Annotated in this window: 15 protein-coding genes; 3 read left to right on the forward strand and 12 right to left on the reverse strand. The window is 64.4% G+C overall.

The window, feature by feature from the left end; all coding sequences use genetic code 11:
- Position 1 precedes the first annotated feature (1 nt).
- From BMY30_RS04670 to BMY30_RS04685, 4 genes are all read right to left on the reverse strand, one after another.
- Positions 2-1,426, reverse strand: a complete 1,425-nt coding sequence (locus tag BMY30_RS04670; RefSeq protein ID WP_089711079.1) for a bifunctional enoyl-CoA hydratase/phosphate acetyltransferase — start codon at positions 1,424-1,426, stop codon at positions 2-4.
- Between the two features lie 215 nt (positions 1,427-1,641).
- Positions 1,642-2,010 (reverse strand): DUF6746 family protein, encoded by a 369-nt coding sequence (locus BMY30_RS04675; protein ID WP_089711226.1) that lies wholly within the window; start codon positions 2,008-2,010, stop codon positions 1,642-1,644.
- Positions 2,011-2,134: 124 nt separating this feature from the next.
- Positions 2,135-3,205: a C45 family autoproteolytic acyltransferase/hydrolase gene (locus tag BMY30_RS04680; protein WP_089711081.1), complete on the reverse strand. Its 1,071-nt coding sequence runs from the start codon at positions 3,203-3,205 to the stop codon at positions 2,135-2,137.
- Between the two features lie 2 nt (positions 3,206-3,207).
- Positions 3,208-3,972: a dienelactone hydrolase family protein gene (locus tag BMY30_RS04685; RefSeq protein ID WP_089711083.1), complete on the reverse strand. Its 765-nt coding sequence runs from the start codon at positions 3,970-3,972 to the stop codon at positions 3,208-3,210.
- 141 nt (positions 3,973-4,113) lie between these two features.
- Between BMY30_RS04685 and BMY30_RS04690 the strand changes: the two genes are divergently transcribed.
- Entirely contained in the window at positions 4,114-5,328 is a 1,215-nt protein-coding gene (locus tag BMY30_RS04690; protein ID WP_425283422.1) for an ABC transporter substrate-binding protein, read from the forward strand.
- A 100-nt stretch (positions 5,329-5,428) separates the two neighbouring features.
- On the opposite strand, the gene BMY30_RS04695 is transcribed toward BMY30_RS04690, so the two are convergent.
- The 8 genes from BMY30_RS04695 to BMY30_RS17550 form a co-directional block, all read right to left on the reverse strand.
- Positions 5,429-6,727, reverse strand: a complete 1,299-nt coding sequence (locus BMY30_RS04695) for a branched-chain amino acid ABC transporter permease (RefSeq protein ID WP_089711086.1) — start codon at positions 6,725-6,727, stop codon at positions 5,429-5,431.
- On the reverse strand, positions 6,727-7,731 hold the full coding sequence (locus BMY30_RS04700) for a branched-chain amino acid ABC transporter permease (protein ID WP_089711088.1): 1,005 nt from the start codon (positions 7,729-7,731) through the stop codon (positions 6,727-6,729). Before BMY30_RS04700 ends, BMY30_RS04695 begins: the two co-directional genes overlap by 1 nt.
- Positions 7,732-7,761: 30 nt before the next feature.
- Positions 7,762-8,466 carry an ABC transporter ATP-binding protein gene (locus tag BMY30_RS04705; RefSeq protein ID WP_089711090.1) on the reverse strand — a complete coding sequence of 235 codons (705 nt, stop codon included), beginning with the start codon at positions 8,464-8,466 and terminating at the stop codon, positions 7,762-7,764.
- Between the two features lie 84 nt (positions 8,467-8,550).
- Positions 8,551-9,318: an ABC transporter ATP-binding protein gene (locus BMY30_RS04710; RefSeq protein WP_089711092.1), complete on the reverse strand. Its 768-nt coding sequence runs from the start codon at positions 9,316-9,318 to the stop codon at positions 8,551-8,553.
- A 24-nt stretch (positions 9,319-9,342) separates the two neighbouring features.
- A complete protein-coding gene (locus BMY30_RS04715) occupies positions 9,343-10,788 on the reverse strand; it encodes a sodium-dependent transporter (RefSeq protein ID WP_089711093.1) in 1,446 nt (481 codons plus the stop codon).
- A gap of 128 nt (positions 10,789-10,916) precedes the next feature.
- Positions 10,917-11,234 carry a hypothetical protein gene (locus BMY30_RS04720; RefSeq protein ID WP_089711095.1) on the reverse strand — a complete coding sequence of 106 codons (318 nt, stop codon included), beginning with the start codon at positions 11,232-11,234 and terminating at the stop codon, positions 10,917-10,919.
- 130 nt (positions 11,235-11,364) lie between these two features.
- Positions 11,365-13,191: a translational GTPase TypA gene (gene typA, locus BMY30_RS04725; protein ID WP_089711097.1), complete on the reverse strand. Its 1,827-nt coding sequence runs from the start codon at positions 13,189-13,191 to the stop codon at positions 11,365-11,367.
- Positions 13,192-13,327: 136 nt separating this feature from the next.
- On the reverse strand, positions 13,328-13,651 hold the full coding sequence (locus BMY30_RS17550) for a hypothetical protein (protein ID WP_139195469.1): 324 nt from the start codon (positions 13,649-13,651) through the stop codon (positions 13,328-13,330).
- 774 nt (positions 13,652-14,425) lie between these two features.
- Here BMY30_RS17550 and glnA point away from each other — a divergent pair.
- Together glnA and BMY30_RS04740 are read left to right on the forward strand one after the other, a co-directional pair.
- Positions 14,426-15,832, forward strand: coding sequence for a glutamate--ammonia ligase (glnA, locus tag BMY30_RS04735; RefSeq protein WP_089711101.1), 1,407 nt, complete (start codon positions 14,426-14,428; stop codon positions 15,830-15,832).
- 164 nt (positions 15,833-15,996) lie between these two features.
- Positions 15,997-16,593, forward strand: coding sequence for a DUF4124 domain-containing protein (locus BMY30_RS04740; RefSeq protein ID WP_089711103.1), 597 nt, complete (start codon positions 15,997-15,999; stop codon positions 16,591-16,593).
- Positions 16,594-17,013 lie beyond the last annotated feature (420 nt).

Genomic DNA, 17,013 nt, shown 5'->3' on the forward strand with positions numbered 1-17,013 from the left:
CTCAGGCTTCTTGTCCGGGCAGGCCCTGACGCTTCTGATGGTCTGCCACGAGCAGGGCCAGGGCGCAGGAGGCCATGCGGGTGATGGCCTCGTCGGCGCGGCTGGTCAGGATGATAGGGACTCGGGCGCCCAGCACCAGCCCGGCACCGCTGGCATCGGCCAGGTAGGTCAACTGCTTCATGAGCATGTTGGCGGCCTCCAGGTCCGGGGCGACCAGGATATCTGCACGACCGGCGACCGGAGATTCGATCCCCTTGGTGCGCGCGGCGCTTTCGGAGATGGCGTTGTCGAAAGCCAGCGGGCCGTCCAGTGTGCCGCCCTTTATCTGGCCGCGGTCGGCCATCTTGCACAGGGCGGCGGCATCCAGAGTGGAGGGGATCCGGGGATTGATCGTCTCCACCGCGGAGAGGATGGCCACCTTGGGGTCGCGATTGCTCAGCGCGTGGGCCAGGCCGATGGCGTTGCAGATGATGTCGCGTTTCTGGTCGAGGCTCGGGTTGATATTGATGGCGGCGTCGGTGATGAACAGAGGCCGTGGATAGGTCGGGACGTCGAAGGCCATGACGTGACTGATGTTGCGTTCGGTGCGCAGGCCGCCGTCGCGCTTTAGCACTTCGTGCATCAGCTCGTCAGTGTGCAGGGAGCCTTTCATGAGGGCTTCGGCGCGTCCCTCTCGCACCAGGGCCACGGCGCGTTCTGCAGCGGCATGGCTATGCGGAACGTCGATGAGCTCGAACTCGCTGATATCGACCTCGGCGGCATCGGCCGCGGCGTGGATCTTCGCTCTCGGGCCGACCAGCAGGGGGATGATCAGGCCGTGGTGGGCGGCGGCCACGGCACCAGTCAGTGATACATCGTCCACCGGGTGAACCACGGCCACGGGAATGGCGGATGGATGGTCGGCGGCATTCAGGATCTCGTGCAGGCGGCCTCGCTCGGCCAGGCGCACCGTGGGCATCACGGTGCGGAGCCGGCGTACCTTCTCCTTGGGCGCGAGCACCCGGGCCTCGCCTTCGATAACCACCTTGCCCTTCTGGTTCTCGCAGCGGCAGTCCAGGCTCAACTGCGAGCGGGCGTCGTCCTTGGCGGTAACGCGTACGCTGACCTTGAGCACGTCCCCCAGGGCAACCGGTGCCCGGAAGCTCAGCGTCTGTCCCAGGTAGAGGGTGCCGGGGCCTGGTAACTGGGTGCCCAGCACCGTGGAAATCAAGGCTCCACCCCACATGCCGTGGGCGATGACTTCCTGGAAGCGGGAGCTGCGCGCGAAATCGTCGTCCACGTGGGCCGGATTGACGTCCCCGGACATGATGGCGAACAGCTTGATGTCATCCAGGGTCAGGCGTTTCTCGAGGTGTGCTTCGTCACCCACCTGGATCTCGTCGTAGGTGCGGTTCTCGATATAGCGGTCGTCGTTGGGTGCAGCCATGTGGGTCGCTCCGATGTTGATTACTGCGTTGCAGCAATTATAGACTCCCATCATAGCCGGCCGTTGGCTACCGTTCGTTGATCTATATCGGATGCTCGTCAATTCGATGCTTGCGTGGGGCAGAGGTGGCGCAGGGGTAACGACGCTCGCGGGCGGGTCCTGTAGAGGACCCGCCCGCAGGGTTCAAGCGAGCCGTGGCCCGCCGGGGAGATGGCTCAGGGCACCAGGGTCTGGGCGGCCTCGAGGTAGGCCGCACCGTGGTTGCGGACGCGCTCGCGCTCGGCGCTCTCGGAGCCCAGATGCACTTCCTCCAGATCCACGGCCATGGCGTCGAGCTCTTCATCGAACTTCGCCAGCGCATTTTCCAGGGTATAGGAGAGCCGGTGGACGGTGCCGAGATCGGCGTTGCTCAGCTCCTCCTGGGCGAGCAGCACGGCCAGCTGGTGGTTGGTATCGGAGAATTGGCTCACGGCCTCGGTCAAGGTATCGGCGGCCTCGCCCTCGAAGTGGTCGGGGCGCTCCTCGGCCTGGACGGTGGTGGCCAGCAGGCCGGTGCAGAGGGCGGCGAAAAGCAGGTGTTTCATGTTGGTATCCTTCATGATGATGAGAATCAATCGCATGAAGAAGCTATCACTCTCTCCTCCTAGTGACAATAATTGTCGTTTGCATTCATATCGCACTTGACCTGGGTCACCCCCTGACAAGCTGTCACTCAGTACCGAACTGCACGGTCAGGCTCTCGTCACTCTCGCAGGGCTTGCCGTGGCGAAGCGTCAGGCGACGCTGGGTAAGGTTCATCACCACCGAGAACAGCGTTTCCATGCGCTCCTCGGGGGGTTGGTCGGGATTGAAGTGTCGGCAGATGGAGAGCGGTGCGTTGTCATGGTCGCTGAGGATGGCGAACAGCTGGCCCTCGCCGATCTCGCCTTCGGTAGGTAGCCGCTCACGCAGTAAGGTATCCAGCCGCGCCAGGCGTGTGCGGGAGTCGGGGCGCGGGAAGTCCTCGACCTGGCAGGTGACGGTACGGGCGTAGAGGTGATTGGTGTGGGTGACCATGCCACCCTGCGGAGCCAACTGGCCTGGCTCGCCGGGGTGGACCTCCAGGCCGGCGGCCTGGCCCCCTTCGTTGCCGACTTGGGCACTGGCGATCAGGAAATGGGCTGGCGAGCAGACCCGGTCGTGGCTGGCTACTGCCACGGCACGTTCGATATCGGGGCTCTCGAGGATCTTGCGCAGGGCGACGTGGATGGGGAGCCCCTCGCCACAGGTTCGCGAGCGGATGGCATTGAGGCAGACCCCAATGCCGTGCTCGTTCATGCCGATCTTGGCCACCATGCCGGCTTCACCGATGCTGAACAAGGCGGGGGCATCGCGACCGCTGATCTCCAGGGCCACCACGTTGTGCAACTGGTCGGTCCGCCAGTCCCAGTTCTGGGCCAGCCACTGGTTGCCATCGCGGTTCAGGGCGAAGGCGGAGCAGCCGCCGCTGGCCTGGGTCAGCGAGATCTCGCTGCGGCAGTTGAGGGTAAGGATGTCCTCGAAGTCGAGCCCGGCTCCCCGGCCAATGCCTTCCATCTCCTCGAGGATGGCCGGGAAGCCGTGCTCGATCATCGGCAGGAAGCGCTCTGCCGCCTGGCGCGCCCTGGCCCAGTCCAGGCCCACGAAGTCCTGGAACAGCCGGTCATAGACCTCGAGGCTTTGGGTGATCAGCTCGGCATGGGCGCGGCCGTGAGCCTCGCCGATCTCGGCGCGGCTGCCGGAGAGGGGGGTGATATGCATGCTTATAGCACCTCGTCGAGCAGCTCGAGGAAGGCGGCCCAGGACTTCTCGTCGGCGCGCTGCTGGTAGCGGTCGCTGCCGAAGACGGTGAAGGCATGGGGCGCGCCGGAGTAGATCTCGATCTCGTAGGTGACATCGGCGGCCTCGAGTTCCTTGCCCAGGGTGGCGACGTCGTCCAGGGAGATCGACTGGTCGGCACCGCCGTGGGCGATCAGGATCGGGGCGGTATCGCCGCCGTAGGACTGGCCCTCGGGAGTTGCCAGGCCGCCATGGAAGGTGGCGTAGCCGGCGATGTCCTCTGCCTCGCCGGAGCGGGCGAGCTCCAGCACCACGGCGCCGCCGAAGCAGTAGCCCATTACCACGGTAGGTGTGGCGGCTCCCTGGTTGCGCGCCTCGGCCAGGCCGGCCAGGGTCAGGGTGCGCATGCGCTCGCGGTCTTCATATAGCCGAGCAGTCTCGGCCTTCTTGGCATCGATCTCCACCGGGCGATTGCCCTGGCCGTAGAGGTCGACGGCGAAGGCGTCATAGCCTTCTTGGGCAAGCATGTCGGCGCGCTGGCGCTCATAGTCGTCGAGGCCGTCCCAGTCGTGAATGACCAACACGCTGCCGCGGGCCTCGCCCTCGGCAGTGGCGAGGTAGCCCGCGAAGGTCTCGTCGCCGACGTCGTAGGTAACGTCCTGACCGGTGGGCTCGAAGGCGAAGGCACTGCCTGTGGCGAGGCCCAGGGTGGCGGCGAGGGTCAGGGTGGCGTGAAGCGGCTGGCTCATGTTGAATCTCCAGGGTCGATGGACGCCTGTCAGTATAGGCGTGCTCTCCGCGAACGTTGGTGATGCAGGCTTGTGTTCTGCCGGGAAGGGTTCCAGATTGTGAGGGTGTGTTACCCGATCAATCTGAGCGAGACGACAATCATGAAAAAACACGTACTGGCGATGGCAGTCGCTGCGTCCACGGTGGCCCTTTCGGGCGTGGCCCAGGCCGAGGTCAAGATCGGTTTCCTGGGCGGCTTCACTGGCGGGATCGAGAGTCTGACACCGCCGATCTTCGACGGTGCCCAGCTGGCAGTAGATCAGGTCAACGAGCAGGGCGGCCTCCTCGATGGCCAGATGATCGAGATGCCCACCGGTGATACCACCTGCTCCGATGCATCGGCGGCCTCCAACGCCGCTGACCGCATGGTCAATACCGAGGAGGTCACGGCCATCGTCGGCGCCCTGTGCACCGGCGCTACCATCGCGGCGGCCAACAACGCAGCCATTCCCGGCGGCGTTGTGATGGTATCGCCGGCTTCAACGGCACCGGCAGTCAGCGAACTCGATGACAACGACCTGGTGTTCCGCACCGTGCCCTCGGACGCCTTCCAGGGCGAGATGCTGGCCAAACTGCTGCTCGAGAAAGGTATCGACGAGGTGGCGGTCACCTACGTCAACAACGACTACGGCCAGGGCCTCTCCGACGCCTTCGCCACGACCTTCGAGGCCGAGGGCGGCACGGTCGCCGCGAACCTGGCTCACGAGGATAACCGTGCCGACTATCGTTCCGAGCTCGGCACCCTCTCGGCCAGCGGCGTGCCGACATTGGTGGTGCTGGCCTACGCCGACACCTCCGGCCAGACGGTGCTGCGCCAGGCCTACGAGAGCGGCATGTTCACCCAGTACGTGGGGGCCGACGGCATGGTCGGCAACAGCCTGGTGGATGCCGTTGGCGCCGATGTGCTCGAGGGCATGATCGCCACTCGTCCTGGCAGCCCCGACCTGCCGGGTACCGAGATGTTCAGCGAGGCCGCCGAGGAAGCCGGGGTCGATCCCGATGCGGTGTTTGCGGCCCAGGCCTACGACGCGGCCTTCTTGTTGGCACTGGCCATCGAGCAGAACGGCAGCGCCGAGCGCGAGGGGCTCTCCGAGGCACTGCGCAGCGTCGCCACCGCGCCTGGCGAGGTAATCCTGCCGGGTGAATGGGAAAAGGCGGTGGAGCTGATTGCCGCTGGCACCGAGATCGATTACCAGGGGGCCTCCGGCACCCATGAGTTCAACGAGGCCGGCGATGTGCCTGGCATCGTGGTCGAGATGGTTGTCGAAGACGGCGAGTTCGTGCAGGTCGGCGAACTCGAGGCTAACGACAGCTAAGGTACCGGTAACCAAAGCAAGAGGCCCCGGCGGGCAACCGCCGGGGCCTCTTGCGTATGGGCGCCCCTCGTTTGGAGGCGAGGTGTTAAGGAGCTGGCCCTTATCCGTGGTGGCGGACCTTCTCCGGAAGCAGCCCCTTGGGCGCGTAGCGCAGCACCAGGGTGATCAGCAGGCCGATCACGAAAACCCGCGCCTGCAGGGCACGGCTGTCCATGTTGGTCGGTGTCTCCCAGCCAAGGCCTGCGCCCAGGGCCATCGCCAAGTCCATCAGGTACAGCGCCATGGGCGCCGACATGATCCAGATGATGTAGACCGCCACGGCGCCGAAGATGGTGCCCAGGTTGTTACCGGGGCCGCCAAGGATGACCATCACCAGCACCAGGAAGGTGTGGTTGAGCGGTAGGTAGCCCTGGGGATCGAACATGCTGTTGAAGCTGGCCAGGGCCGCACCGCCGATGCCCATCAGGATGCAGCCCAGCACGAAGATCTCCAGTCGACGCTTGTTGATGTCCTTGCCCATGGCGGCGGCGGAGATCTCGTTGTCGCGGATGGCGCGGATCATCCGCCCCCAGGGCGCGTGATAGGCGCGGCTCAGCAGGAAGAAGATCGCCGCGATCATCACCGCCGTGACCGAGAGATAGAGGGCCCGGGCCAGGGTGAAGCCTACCTCGGCCGGGCCTGGCACCGGCCAGGGTAGCGGCGAAACCGTGGCGGTGCCGCGGGTCAGCCAGTCGGAGTTCTTGAGGAAGGCCTTGATGATCTCGGCGATACCCAGGGTGGCGATGGCCAGGTAGTCGCTGCGCAGTCCCAGGCAGACACGTCCGATGAAGTAGCCCACCCCGCCGGCGAGTGCCCCGCCGACGACCCAGCCGACGCCGACCGGCAGGCCGAGGCCGCCGACGAAGCCGGCGCGAGACTCGATCTGGTCGGTCACGCCGCGGAAGGCATTGACTACTACCAGATAGAGAACCAACCCGAGGATGACGGCGAGGAGGGTACGCAGCTTTTTCGGCACGCCGATGCGGTCAAGCCGGGTGGCGCCGAACACCACCAGCACGGCGGCGATCATGTAGAGCAATGCCAGACCCAACTCGCCGGGCAACTCGCTTTCCCAGAAGTCCGGGTTTATCGGAAAACTGAAGAACATGGCGCAGAAGCCGCCCAGGGCAACGAAACCCATCACGCCGGCGTTGAACTGGCCGGCATAGCCCCACTGGATGGTCAGGCCCAGGGCCAGGATGGCGTAGCAGGCGGCCTCCACCAGCATGCGGGTGCTGTAGGCCGGGCCCATGGCGGCATAGACGGCCAGCACGGCCAGCAGCACGGCGGCGAAGAGCAGGACCTCGCGTAGCGGGAAGCGGCTCTGAGCGGCGACGGTATCGGCGCGTTTCGTTTCCATCAGATCACCTTACCCTTGAAGATGCCGGTGGGGCGCCACACCAGGATGACGACCAGAATGAAGAAGGGCACCACGATCTTGTACTCGGTGCCGACGAAGGCCAGGTTGCCGGATTCCAGCAGCCAACTCGGCAGGCTGTCGCGGAAGGGTCGCAGCAGAACGCTCCAGTTGAAAACGGCGAGGGTCTCGGCGAAGCCGACCACGAAGCCTCCGGCAACGGCGCCAAAGGGGTGGCCCACGCCACCGACGATGGCAGCGGCAAAGATCGGCAGCAGCAGGAAGAAGCTCAGGTCGGGCTTGAAGGTCACGTCCAGCGACAGCAGGGTGCCGGCGATCGCGGCCAGGCCCCCGGCGATCACCCAGGTCACGGCGACGATAGTGTTGGTGTTGATGCCCGATGCCTGGGCCAGGTCGGGGTTGTCGGACATGGCGCGCATCGCCTTGCCCAGCCGCGAGCGGCTGAGAAAGACGTGCAGGCCGATGACCGCAACCAGGGTGATCACGAAGAGGTAGAGCTGCGGTTCGGTAATCACCACCGGGGCCCGCGCGCCCTCGAAGGGCAGGGCGAGTCGAAAGATCTCCTTGCGGTCATCGATGTAGAGGCTCTGGCCGCTGGTGCCGGCGAATAGGCGGATCAGGCCCTGGAGCATCAGGGTCACCCCCAGCGAGCCGATCACCAGCACGATCGGCTTGACCCCGTGGGCGCGCAGCGGCTTGTAGAACGCCTTGTCGATGCCCACCGCCAGCAGGGCGGTGAGCGCCATGGCCAGGGGCAGCAAGACCAGCGCCGAGGGCACGCCGAAGGCGTCTCCCGCTGCGGGGAAGGCGGTCGCCAGCAGCAGCACCATGAAGGCGCCGAAGGTCATCATGTCGCCATGGGCGAAGTGGGCGAAGCGCATGATGCTGAAGATCAGCGTCACGCCCACCGCGCCGATGGCGTAGATCGAGCCGCTCACGCTGCCGGCGATCACCACGTTGTTGATAAAGAAGACGAGTTCATTCACGGGATGGTTCTCCAGTACTGGCTCCGGGGGCTAGCCACCGAGGAAGCTCTTGGCGACTTCCGGGTCGGCCAGCAGGGCGGCGCCGGTATCGGTGAAACGGTTCTGGCCGGCGGCCAGCACGAAGCCGCGGTCGGCAATGGCCAGGGCCTGCTTGGCATTCTGCTCGACCATCAGGATGCCCACGCCGGCCGAGTTGATCAGCTTCACCTGCTCGAAGATCTGGTTCATGTAGAGCGGCGAGAGCCCGGCAGTGGGCTCGTCGAGCAGCAGCAGGCTGGGCTCTGCCATCAGGGCCCGGCCCATGGCGACCATCTGCCGCTGGCCGCCAGAGAGCTCGCCGGCCGGCTGGTGGCGCTTGTCGTGGAGGGGCGGGAAGAATTCGTAGACCTGCTTCAGCATGCGCTTGACGTTACCGGGCTTGAGGAAGGCGCCCATCTCCAGGTTCTCCTTCACCGTGAGGCTCGGGAAGACGTTGTGCTCCTGGGGGACGAAGCCCATGCCCTTCTGTACCAGCTTGTTGGTCGGCAGGTTCTGGATCGGTTCGCCACGCAGCAGGATCTCGCCCTGGCTGACGTTGAGCAGGCCGAAGATGGCCTTGAGCATGGTGGACTTGCCGGCGCCGTTGGGGCCGACGATCACGCCGATCTCGTCGGCCTCGATGGCCATGTCCACCCCGTTGAGGATGTTCATGCCACCGTAGCCACCGTGCACGTCGCGTGCGTCGAGTAATGGCATTCAGACGTTCTCTGCGTTCGTTCTCGTTGTTGGAAAGCGCTGGGATGCGCTGGCCGGAGGCGCCGTCGGGCGGCGGCTTTCCCGTCAGGACGCGGCGCCGAAGTAGGCCTCGATGACCTGGGGGTTGTTCTGGATCTCCTCGATGCTGCCCTCGACCATCACGCTGCCCTGGGCAAGCACGATCACCGGCTCGCAGAGCCGCGCGATCATGTCCATGTCGTGCTCGATGACCAGGAAGGTGTAGCCCATCTCACGGTTGAGCCGCTCGATGTTGGTTACCAGGTCGCCGAGCAGGGTGCGGTTGACCCCGGCGGCAATCTCGTCGAGCAGTACCACCCGAGCGTCGGTCATCATGGTGCGGCCGAGCTCCAGGAGCTTCTTCTGGCCACCGGAGAGGTTACCGGCCAGCTCGTTACGTACGTGGTGCAGGCCGATGAAGTCGATCACCTCCAGCGCCCGGCGACGCACCTCGGCCTCCTCTTTGCCCACCAGGGAGGGCTTGAACCAGGCGTTGAAGAGAGTCTCGCCGGCCTGGGCCGGGGGTACCATCATCAGGTTCTCCAGCGCCGTCATCTGCGAAAATTCATGGGCGATCTGGAAGGTGCGCAGCAGCCCCTTGTGGAACAGCTCGTTGGCGGGCCGGTTGGTGATCTCTTCGCCATCGAGCAGTACCCGGCCGCTATCCAGCGGCAGGGCGCCGGCGATGATGTTGAACAGCGTCGACTTACCGGCCCCGTTGGGGCCGATCAGGCCGGTAATCGAGCCCTGCTCCACCTGGATCGAGCAGTCATTGATGACCTTGAGGCCACCGAAGGCCTTGTGGACGTGCTGGACGTCGATGATGGCTGCCATATCGTGTTCCGTCGGTTGTCGTTCTTACAGTTCCTGGCTGTCGTCGGCCAGGAAAGTGCGGCCGGCGGCGAAGGCGCCGACGATCACCACGGCGCCGATGGCCGGAATCAGGTAGCCCTCCACCTGCGGAATGCTGCGTAGGAAGACGAAGGCGACCGCGGCGGGCGCCACGAAGCGTACCAGGAAACGCCAGATGCGGAACCAGCGCTCGTTGGTCCGCATCTCCTTCATCACCTCGGCGTGGGTCAGCGCCCAGCCGGCGAACAGTGCGATCAAAAGACCGCCCAGCGGCATGAAGATGTTGGTCAGCAGCTCGATGAACGCGAAGGGACTGCGTCCGAAGAGGGTGTGGAAGAGCGTGCCCTCGGCCCAGAGGTTGAAGCTGAGTACGGTGAGCAGCCCCAGCGCCCAGCTGGCGATGACCATGATCGCCACTGCCTGGGGCCGGGTCATGTCGAAACGCTCGACCAGGAAGGCCGCTACCGGCTCGATCAGCGAGATCGAGGAGCTGATCGCCGCACCCAGCACCAGGATGAAGAAGGCACCGCCGACCAGCGCCCCACCGGGCATCTCGGCGAAGGCCAGCGGCAGGGTGACGAACATCAGCCCCGGGCCCTCGCCGGGATCGAGCCCGGCCCCGAAGACCAGCGAGAAGATTGCCAGGCCGGCGACCATGGCTACCGCAGTGTCGACCACGGCGATGGAGAAGGCGGTGCGGGTCAGCGAGGCTTCGCCGGGCATGTAGGCGCCATAGGCCATGATCGCGCCCATGCCCAGACTCAGAGTGAAGAACGACTGGCCCATGGCCTGCAGCCAGCCTTCAAGGCTGAGGTCGGCGAGGTTGAAGGTGAACAGGAAGCTGGCCGCGGCGCCCAAGTCGCCGATGATGGCCCCGTAGCTCAGCACCACCAGCAGGATCACGAACAGTGAGGGCATCAGCACGCGCAACCCCGCCTCGATGCCCTTGTGGATGCCGAGGCCGACGATCAGTGCCGAAGCGGCGATGAACAGGGTGTGATAGAGCGTCAGCAGCCCGGGCGAGGCGAGCAGGGCATCGAAGCTCTGTCCCACGCCGGCGGCGTCCACGTCGATCAACGCACCGGTGAACATCAGTCCGGTGTAGTGGATCGCCCAGCCGGCGATCACCGAGTAGAAGCTCAGGATCAGGAAGGCCGAGGCGGCACCCAGCCAGCCGATCGACTCCCAGCTCCGCGACGTCTGGTGAGTACGTGTCAGGAAACGCATGCCCATGATCGGGCTGCATCGGCTGTTGCGCCCCAGCATGATCTCGGCAATCAGGATGGGAATGCCCACCGCGAAGATGGTCAGGGCATAGATCAGGATGAAGGCCCCGCCGCCGTTCTCGCCGGTCAGATAGGGAAAGCGCCAGAGATTGCCGAGCCCGACGGCCGAGCCGACGGCAGCGAGCAGGAAGGTGCCCTTGTGGGTCCAGACGTTGTGCGTGCTCATGGGGATCCAGGATTGTCTTGGTGGGCCTTGTGGGCCTGCCCCGCGACTTTGCGGCACAAGCCCCCTTCCTGGCTAGTAGACCTGCGTTTAGGGGGCGTTGGCGGAGACGATGGTATCCGTGCGCTGAATCACTCCTTGTCGTCCTCGGCGTCGTCGGGTTCGGGTTCCAGGGCGCGCTTGTCGTCCGGCAGGCGCACGGTGTCGCCGAGGGCGAGCTTGCCGTGGGACTTGAGGCGTCGGCCGTTGTCCATGGCGATGATCGCCGCTACCTCGCCGATGCTGGTGCCCTCGACCCAGGCATCAACCTTCACCCGAACAATGGTGCCTTCGTAGCGGGCCGAAAGGATGTCGCCCTGCCGGGGCTCGATTCGCTGCTCGGGATCGTTGGCGAAATGTTCCAGCACGCTGTCGCTGCCGGGGGCGTCCCACTCCACGTGCTTGTGCATGGTGGCTCTCCTTGGGTAAGGGGAATACAGCCTCCAGCATAGCCGTCGACGCCGTGAACGACAGTACGCTGCGGGCGTAAACGAAAGAGCCCGCCTGGTGGCGGGCTTCTCTGCGCTGGCGCGAGGGACGTTATTTCTTGCCGGCGCGCTTGCGATCGTTCTCGGTCAGGTGCTTCTTGCGCAAGCGGATGTGGTGCGGGGTGATCTCGACCAGCTCGTCGTCATCGAGGAATTCGATGGCCTGCTCGAGGCTGAACTTCACCGGTGGGGTGAGGACGATGTTCTCGTCGTTGCCCGAGGCGCGCATGTTGTCGAGCTTCTTGCCCTTGGTAGGGTTGACCACCATGTCGTTGGCGCGGTTGTTGATGCCGATCAGCATGCCCTCGTAGACCTCGGTGCCGTGGTCGATGATCAGCTTGCCACGCTCCTGCAGGGCATAGAGGGCATAGGCCAGGGCCTTGCCGGAGACCATGGAGACCAGTACGCCGTTGCGGCGCTCGATGGAGGCATCGGGCTTGAGCGGGCCGTAGTGGTCGAAGCGGCTGGTGAGGATGCCGGTGCCGGAGGTCAGGGTCAGGAACTGGCCACGAAAGCCGATCAGCCCGCGGGCGGGGATCATGAAGTCCAGGCGCACGCGGCCCTTGCCGTCCGGGTTCATGTTGAGCAGCTCGCCCTTGCGATAGCCCAGCTCCTCCATGATCGCGCCCTGGTGCTGCTCCTCGCAGTCGATGATCACTTCCTCGTAGGGCTCCTGCTTCTCTCCATCGATCTCGCGGATGATCACCTCGGGACGCCCAACGGCGAGCTCGAAGCCCTCGCGACGCATGGACTCGATCAGCACCGAGAGGTGCAGCTCCCCGCGCCCGGAGACCTTGAACTTCTCCGGGGTCTCGCCCTGCTCCACGCGCAGCGCCACGTTGTGGATCAGTTCCTGTTCGAGCCGGTCCTTGATGTTGCGGCTGGTGACGAACTTGCCGTCCTTGCCGGCGAAGGGCGAGTCGTTGACCTGGAAGCTCATGGAGACGGTGGGCTCGTCCACGGAGAGCGGCGGCAGCGCCTCGACGGCAGCCGGGTCGCACAGGGTGTCGGAGATCGCCAGGCTGTCGATGCCGGTGATGCAGATGATGTCGCCGGCAGTAGCCTCGTCGGTCTGCACGCGCTCCAGACCCATGTGGGTCATCACCTGGCCGATCTTGCCCTTGCGGGTGTTGCCTTCCTTGGTGATGACGGTGACCTGCTGGTTGGGCTTGACCGAGCCACGCTTGATGCGGCCCAGGCCGATGACGCCGACATAGCTGTTGTAGTCCAGTGCGGAGATCTGCATCTGGAAGGGGCCGTCGAGCTCGACCTTGGGCGGCTCGACGATGTCGACGATGGACTGGAACATGGGCGTCATGTCCTCGGCCAGTTCATCGGGGTCTGGTCCGGCGATGCCGTTTAGCGCCGAGCAGTAGATGATCGGGAAGTCGAGTTGGTCGTCGCTGGCCCCGAGGTTGTCGAACAGGTCGAAGATCTGGTCGATGACCCAGTCCGGCCGAGCGCCGGGGCGATCGATCTTGTTGACCACGACGATGGGCTTGAGACCCTGGTCGAAGGCTTTCTGGGTGACGAAGCGGGTCTGCGGCATGGGGCCGTCGACGGCGTCGACCAGTAGCAGCACGGAGTCGACCATGGACATGACGCGCTCGACCTCGCCACCGAAGTCGGCGTGTCCGGGCGTGTCGACGATGTTGATGTGGTAGTACTGGCCGTCGGGGCCTTGCCAGCGGATCGCCGTGTTCTTGGCCAGGATGGTGATGCCGCGTTCCTTCTCCTGGTCATTGGAGTCCATGATGCGCTCCTGCCCCTCGGCCTTGCGGTCGAGAGTACCGGACTGGCTGAGCAGTTTGTCGACCAGGGTGGTCTTGCCATGGTCGACGTGAGCGATGATGGCGATGTTGCGAAGGTTATCGATCACGACGGGATCCTGCTGACAAAATTGGGGCCGCATTATAGGGGCAGGGTGATGACGGCTACCAGCCTTGTCGCCTTTTATCTTGCCGTGCCATGGGATATCAGTGACTTGGCAGCCTTTCCGTTTGACCATCCATGTCTCAAGCCACGACGATTGTGATCCTGGCATGGCAGGCACGCAGACGCTCGATCAGGTCGGGCACAGCCTCGGTGTCGAGTGCCGGGTCGCAGCCTCCGATGCGCTCGAACCAGGTCCGCGAGACGCAGAGGGTGTCAGCAGGCGTCTGGTGGCGTAGACGTTGCCAGAGTTGTATCAGTCGGCTAGTGCTCGCCGTAGCCAACACCACGGCGTCCCAGCTGTGTTGCTCTATGTCAGTCAGCGATTTCTTGAGCCAGCCGGCGGGGATGGCGCGCCCCTGGGCCGGGAATAGCAGGGCCTGTCCCTGACTGTGGGCCGCGGCCATGTTTAAGCGATCCCCCAGCGGGGTGCCTTCTGTGGTCACGAGGCACGCATTGTGTCCTCTTGTCAAGCGCACCAGGCGCGGGTCTTTAGTGTCGTCGGCAAGCATTACTTGCACCCGCAGGTCGCGCCGTTGGCGGAGTGGTCTCAAGGCCGCCAGGCGGCGGGGGAGGCCGGAACCCGCGGAGCGGGCATCGAGGAGAATGCTGCAGGCGATCATTCTCGTACTGGCTCCAGTGGTGGGTCGTGCCCGGGTCGGGCTGATATGGCGCCATTTCCAGAACCCGCGCCTCACCGGCCTGCGCCGCCATGTAAGTGAGTGTAGTTTTTGGTTGTAAAGCGTATCAATGAGGCGCCGGACTGATATTTCTTCGCACGAGACATGACATTTTGGCCGCCTCAAGCATGAGGTGCGCCATCAGCGGTCTAGGGGTGTGGAAGCACGTGCCAAGATGGTGCGCAGGAGGCTGATTGTGCACTTTAATGGTGCAATGAGGCGCGCAACATCCCCGCTCCCCGCGTCGACATGCCGATGTTGGTGCAAGGTGTGTCCGGCGTGGAGGAGATAAAATTCTGTTAAATCAATAGAATGTGGAATGGGTGGCATAGATCGGTGCAAAACTGGCACGCTGCCTGCATTGCTTTGGGCAGTGCCATGCTCGTGCATGGCGGCCGTGGGCAGCGCTGCTGCGGCGTGCTACAACACGTGCTGGGATCGCCAGTGCCATTGCTTTACATCAGCCCAACCTTTCGAGCCTAGCTCACAGTGGAGGACATCATGTCTGCCAAGACTCTCGCCCTGATTGAAGAACACGACATTACGTGGGTCGACCTGCGCTTCACCGATACCCGTGGCAAGGAGCAGCACGTCACCATCCCGGCCCGTGACGTCGACGAAGAATTTTTCGAGAACGGCCAGATGTTCGACGGTTCCTCCATCTCCGGCTGGAAGGGCATCAATGAGTCGGACATGATCCTGCGCCCCGAGGACGGTACCGCCTTCCTCGACCCCTTCACCGAAGATGCCACCCTGGTGCTGCGCTGCGATATCATCGAGCCGGCCACCATGCAGGGCTACGAGCGTGACCCGCGTTCCATCGCCAAGCGTGCCGAGGCCTATCTGCAGTCCTCCGGCCTGGGCGATACCGCCTTCTTCGGTCCGGAGCCCGAGTTCTTCATCTTCGACGAGGTGCACTGGAAGTCCGATATCGAGGGCTCCATGTACAAGATCACCTCCGAAGAGGGTGCCTGGTCCACCGATCGTCAGGTCGAGGGCGGCAACCTAGGGCACCGTCCGCGCGTCAAGGGCGGCTACTTCCCGGTTCCGCCGGTGGATAGCTTCCATGACATCCGTGGTGCCATGTGCAACACCCTGGAGGCCATCGGCCAGACCGTCGAGGTGCACCACCACGAAGTGTCGAATGCCGGCCAGAACGAGATCGGCGTCAAGTTCAACACCCTGGTCAAGAAGGCCGATGAGCTTCAGGAAATGAAGTACGTGGTGCACAACGTCGCTCACGCCTTCGGCAAGACCGCCACCTTCATGCCCAAGCCGCTGGTCGGCGACAACGGCAGTGGCATGCACGTCCACCAGTCCTTCTGGAAGGAAGGTGTCAATCAGTTCGCCGGTGACGAATACGCCGGTCTCTCCGAGATGGCGCTTTATTACATTGGTGGCATCATCAAGCACGCTCGCGCCCTGAACGCCTTCGCCAACGCTTCCACCAACTCCTACAAGCGTCTGGTGCCGGGCTTCGAGGCACCGGTGATGCTGGCTTACAGCGCCCGCAACCGCTCCGCGTCGCTGCGCATTCCCTACACCGCCAGCCCCAAGGGCAAGCGTGTCGAGCTGCGCTTCCCGGACCCGACCGCCAACCCCTACCTGTGCTTCGCGGCGATGCTGATGGCCGGCATCGACGGCATCAAGAACAAGATCCACCCCGGCGACGCCATGGACAAGAACCTCTATGACCTGCCGCCGGAAGAGGGCAAGTCCGTGCCGACCGTGGCCCATAGCCTCGATCAGGCCCTGGAGGCGCTGGATGCCGATCGCGACTTCCTTACCGAGGGTGGCGTGTTCACCGACGAAATGATCGATGCCTACATCGAGTTGCTCAGCGAGGACGTGGAGCGCATCCGCATGACCACGCATCCGATCGAGTTCGACATGTACTACAGCTGCTGATCGTGCCCGGACCTTCCGGTCCGGTGTGGTTCATCACCACAGTGTTGAGCGAAGAAGGGGTTCCGCCATGGCGGAACCCCTTCCTTTCGTACACTATCCAAGAAGCGATGATGCAATATCATGGCCGTTGCCGTCAGGCGGCGGCAACCACGCAGGGGGTAGGCATGAACAAGGTACTCGTGATCCTGGCGCTGGGGCTCTCGGTCAGCCTCGTGGCCCAGGCTCAGACCATCTACCGCACCACCGACGCCCAGGGCAACGTGGTGTTTACCGACAACCCCGAGCGCGGCGGCGAGGAAGTCGACCTCGATCCACTCACGGTGGTGCCCAGCCGGGGCGATGTCCGCGAGGCGGAGTCGCCGGCCGTGATCAATGGTGGCGACAGCGGGAGTAGTGGCGGGACCTCAGCCGGTGCGGGGCAACCCTTCATGCCTTATGACAGCTTCAGCCTCCTCTCGCCGGATCAAGAGGAGACCTTGCCCACCGGGGCCGCCGGCAACGTCCGGGTGACCCTGGGCATCGAGCCGGACCTGCGCGAGGATCATCGTGTGCGTCTGCTGGTGGACGGCAGGATCAGCCAGACTGCCATGCATACCGATACCTTCATGCTCAACAACCTGAATCGCGGGGAGCACGTGCTGCAGGCCGAGCTGCTGGATGCAAGTGGGGCAGTGCGACATCGCACGTCCCCGGTGACCCTTTACGTGCAGCGGGCAAGCGTCAACCTGCCCCAGAACCCCAACAATCCGTCCAACAATTAGCTGCCCCCTCGCCGGCCACATCGGCCGCTGTGTCCGGACGGTAGCCACAGGCCCTGTCGCGAGCCTCAGCCTCGTGACGAGGGCAGCTTCGATGCCTTCGATCATGCCGACCGGGTGAGCGAGGGCAGCGCCTTCAACTATCTGGAGCGACTGCGCGACGGCGAGGCTCCGCATCATCCCGATGCCGGTCGGAATGCACCGACATACCCGCCCCACCGCCATCCTTCCCGCGACTTCCGTCCCCCGGCGTCGCGCTGACCGTCCTGCTCGTATTGCATCCCCGCGGCACGACAATCGGCAGTCCGCGCCATTCTGCACTAAAATGGTGCGCAATTCGGGTGCGGCCCTGCCCCGATAAGGCGCCATGACGTGCCCCGTAGGATGGCGCGCTTCTTGCAGCATGTCTTGAAAGACACGTCT

Origin of the sequence: Halomonas daqiaonensis, assembly GCF_900109725.1 — a bacterium.
Classification (GTDB): Bacteria; Pseudomonadota; Gammaproteobacteria; order Pseudomonadales; family Halomonadaceae; genus Halomonas; species Halomonas daqiaonensis.

Excerpts from the sequence above, each read along its gene's own strand:
- BMY30_RS04670 (WP_089711079.1), bottom strand. The coding sequence starts at position 1,426 with ATGGCTGCACCCAACGACGACCGCTATATCGAGAACCGCACCTACGAC.
- BMY30_RS04675 (WP_089711226.1), bottom strand. The coding sequence starts at position 2,010 with ATGAAACACCTGCTTTTCGCCGCCCTCTGCACCGGCCTGCTGGCCACC.
- BMY30_RS04680 (WP_089711081.1), bottom strand. The coding sequence starts at position 3,205 with ATGCATATCACCCCCCTCTCCGGCAGCCGCGCCGAGATCGGCGAGGCT.
- BMY30_RS04685 (WP_089711083.1), bottom strand. The coding sequence starts at position 3,972 with ATGAGCCAGCCGCTTCACGCCACCCTGACCCTCGCCGCCACCCTGGGC.
- BMY30_RS04690 (WP_425283422.1), top strand. The coding sequence starts at position 4,114 with ATGAAAAAACACGTACTGGCGATGGCAGTCGCTGCGTCCACGGTGGCC.
- BMY30_RS04695 (WP_089711086.1), bottom strand. The coding sequence starts at position 6,727 with ATGGAAACGAAACGCGCCGATACCGTCGCCGCTCAGAGCCGCTTCCCG.
- BMY30_RS04705 (WP_089711090.1), bottom strand. The coding sequence starts at position 8,466 with ATGCCATTACTCGACGCACGCGACGTGCACGGTGGCTACGGTGGCATG.
- BMY30_RS04710 (WP_089711092.1), bottom strand. The coding sequence starts at position 9,318 with ATGGCAGCCATCATCGACGTCCAGCACGTCCACAAGGCCTTCGGTGGC.
- BMY30_RS04715 (WP_089711093.1), bottom strand. The coding sequence starts at position 10,788 with ATGAGCACGCACAACGTCTGGACCCACAAGGGCACCTTCCTGCTCGCT.
- BMY30_RS04720 (WP_089711095.1), bottom strand. The coding sequence starts at position 11,234 with ATGCACAAGCACGTGGAGTGGGACGCCCCCGGCAGCGACAGCGTGCTG.
- BMY30_RS17550 (WP_139195469.1), bottom strand. The coding sequence starts at position 13,651 with ATGGCCGCGGCCCACAGTCAGGGACAGGCCCTGCTATTCCCGGCCCAG.
- glnA (WP_089711101.1), top strand. The coding sequence starts at position 14,426 with ATGTCTGCCAAGACTCTCGCCCTGATTGAAGAACACGACATTACGTGG.
- BMY30_RS04740 (WP_089711103.1), top strand. The coding sequence starts at position 15,997 with ATGAACAAGGTACTCGTGATCCTGGCGCTGGGGCTCTCGGTCAGCCTC.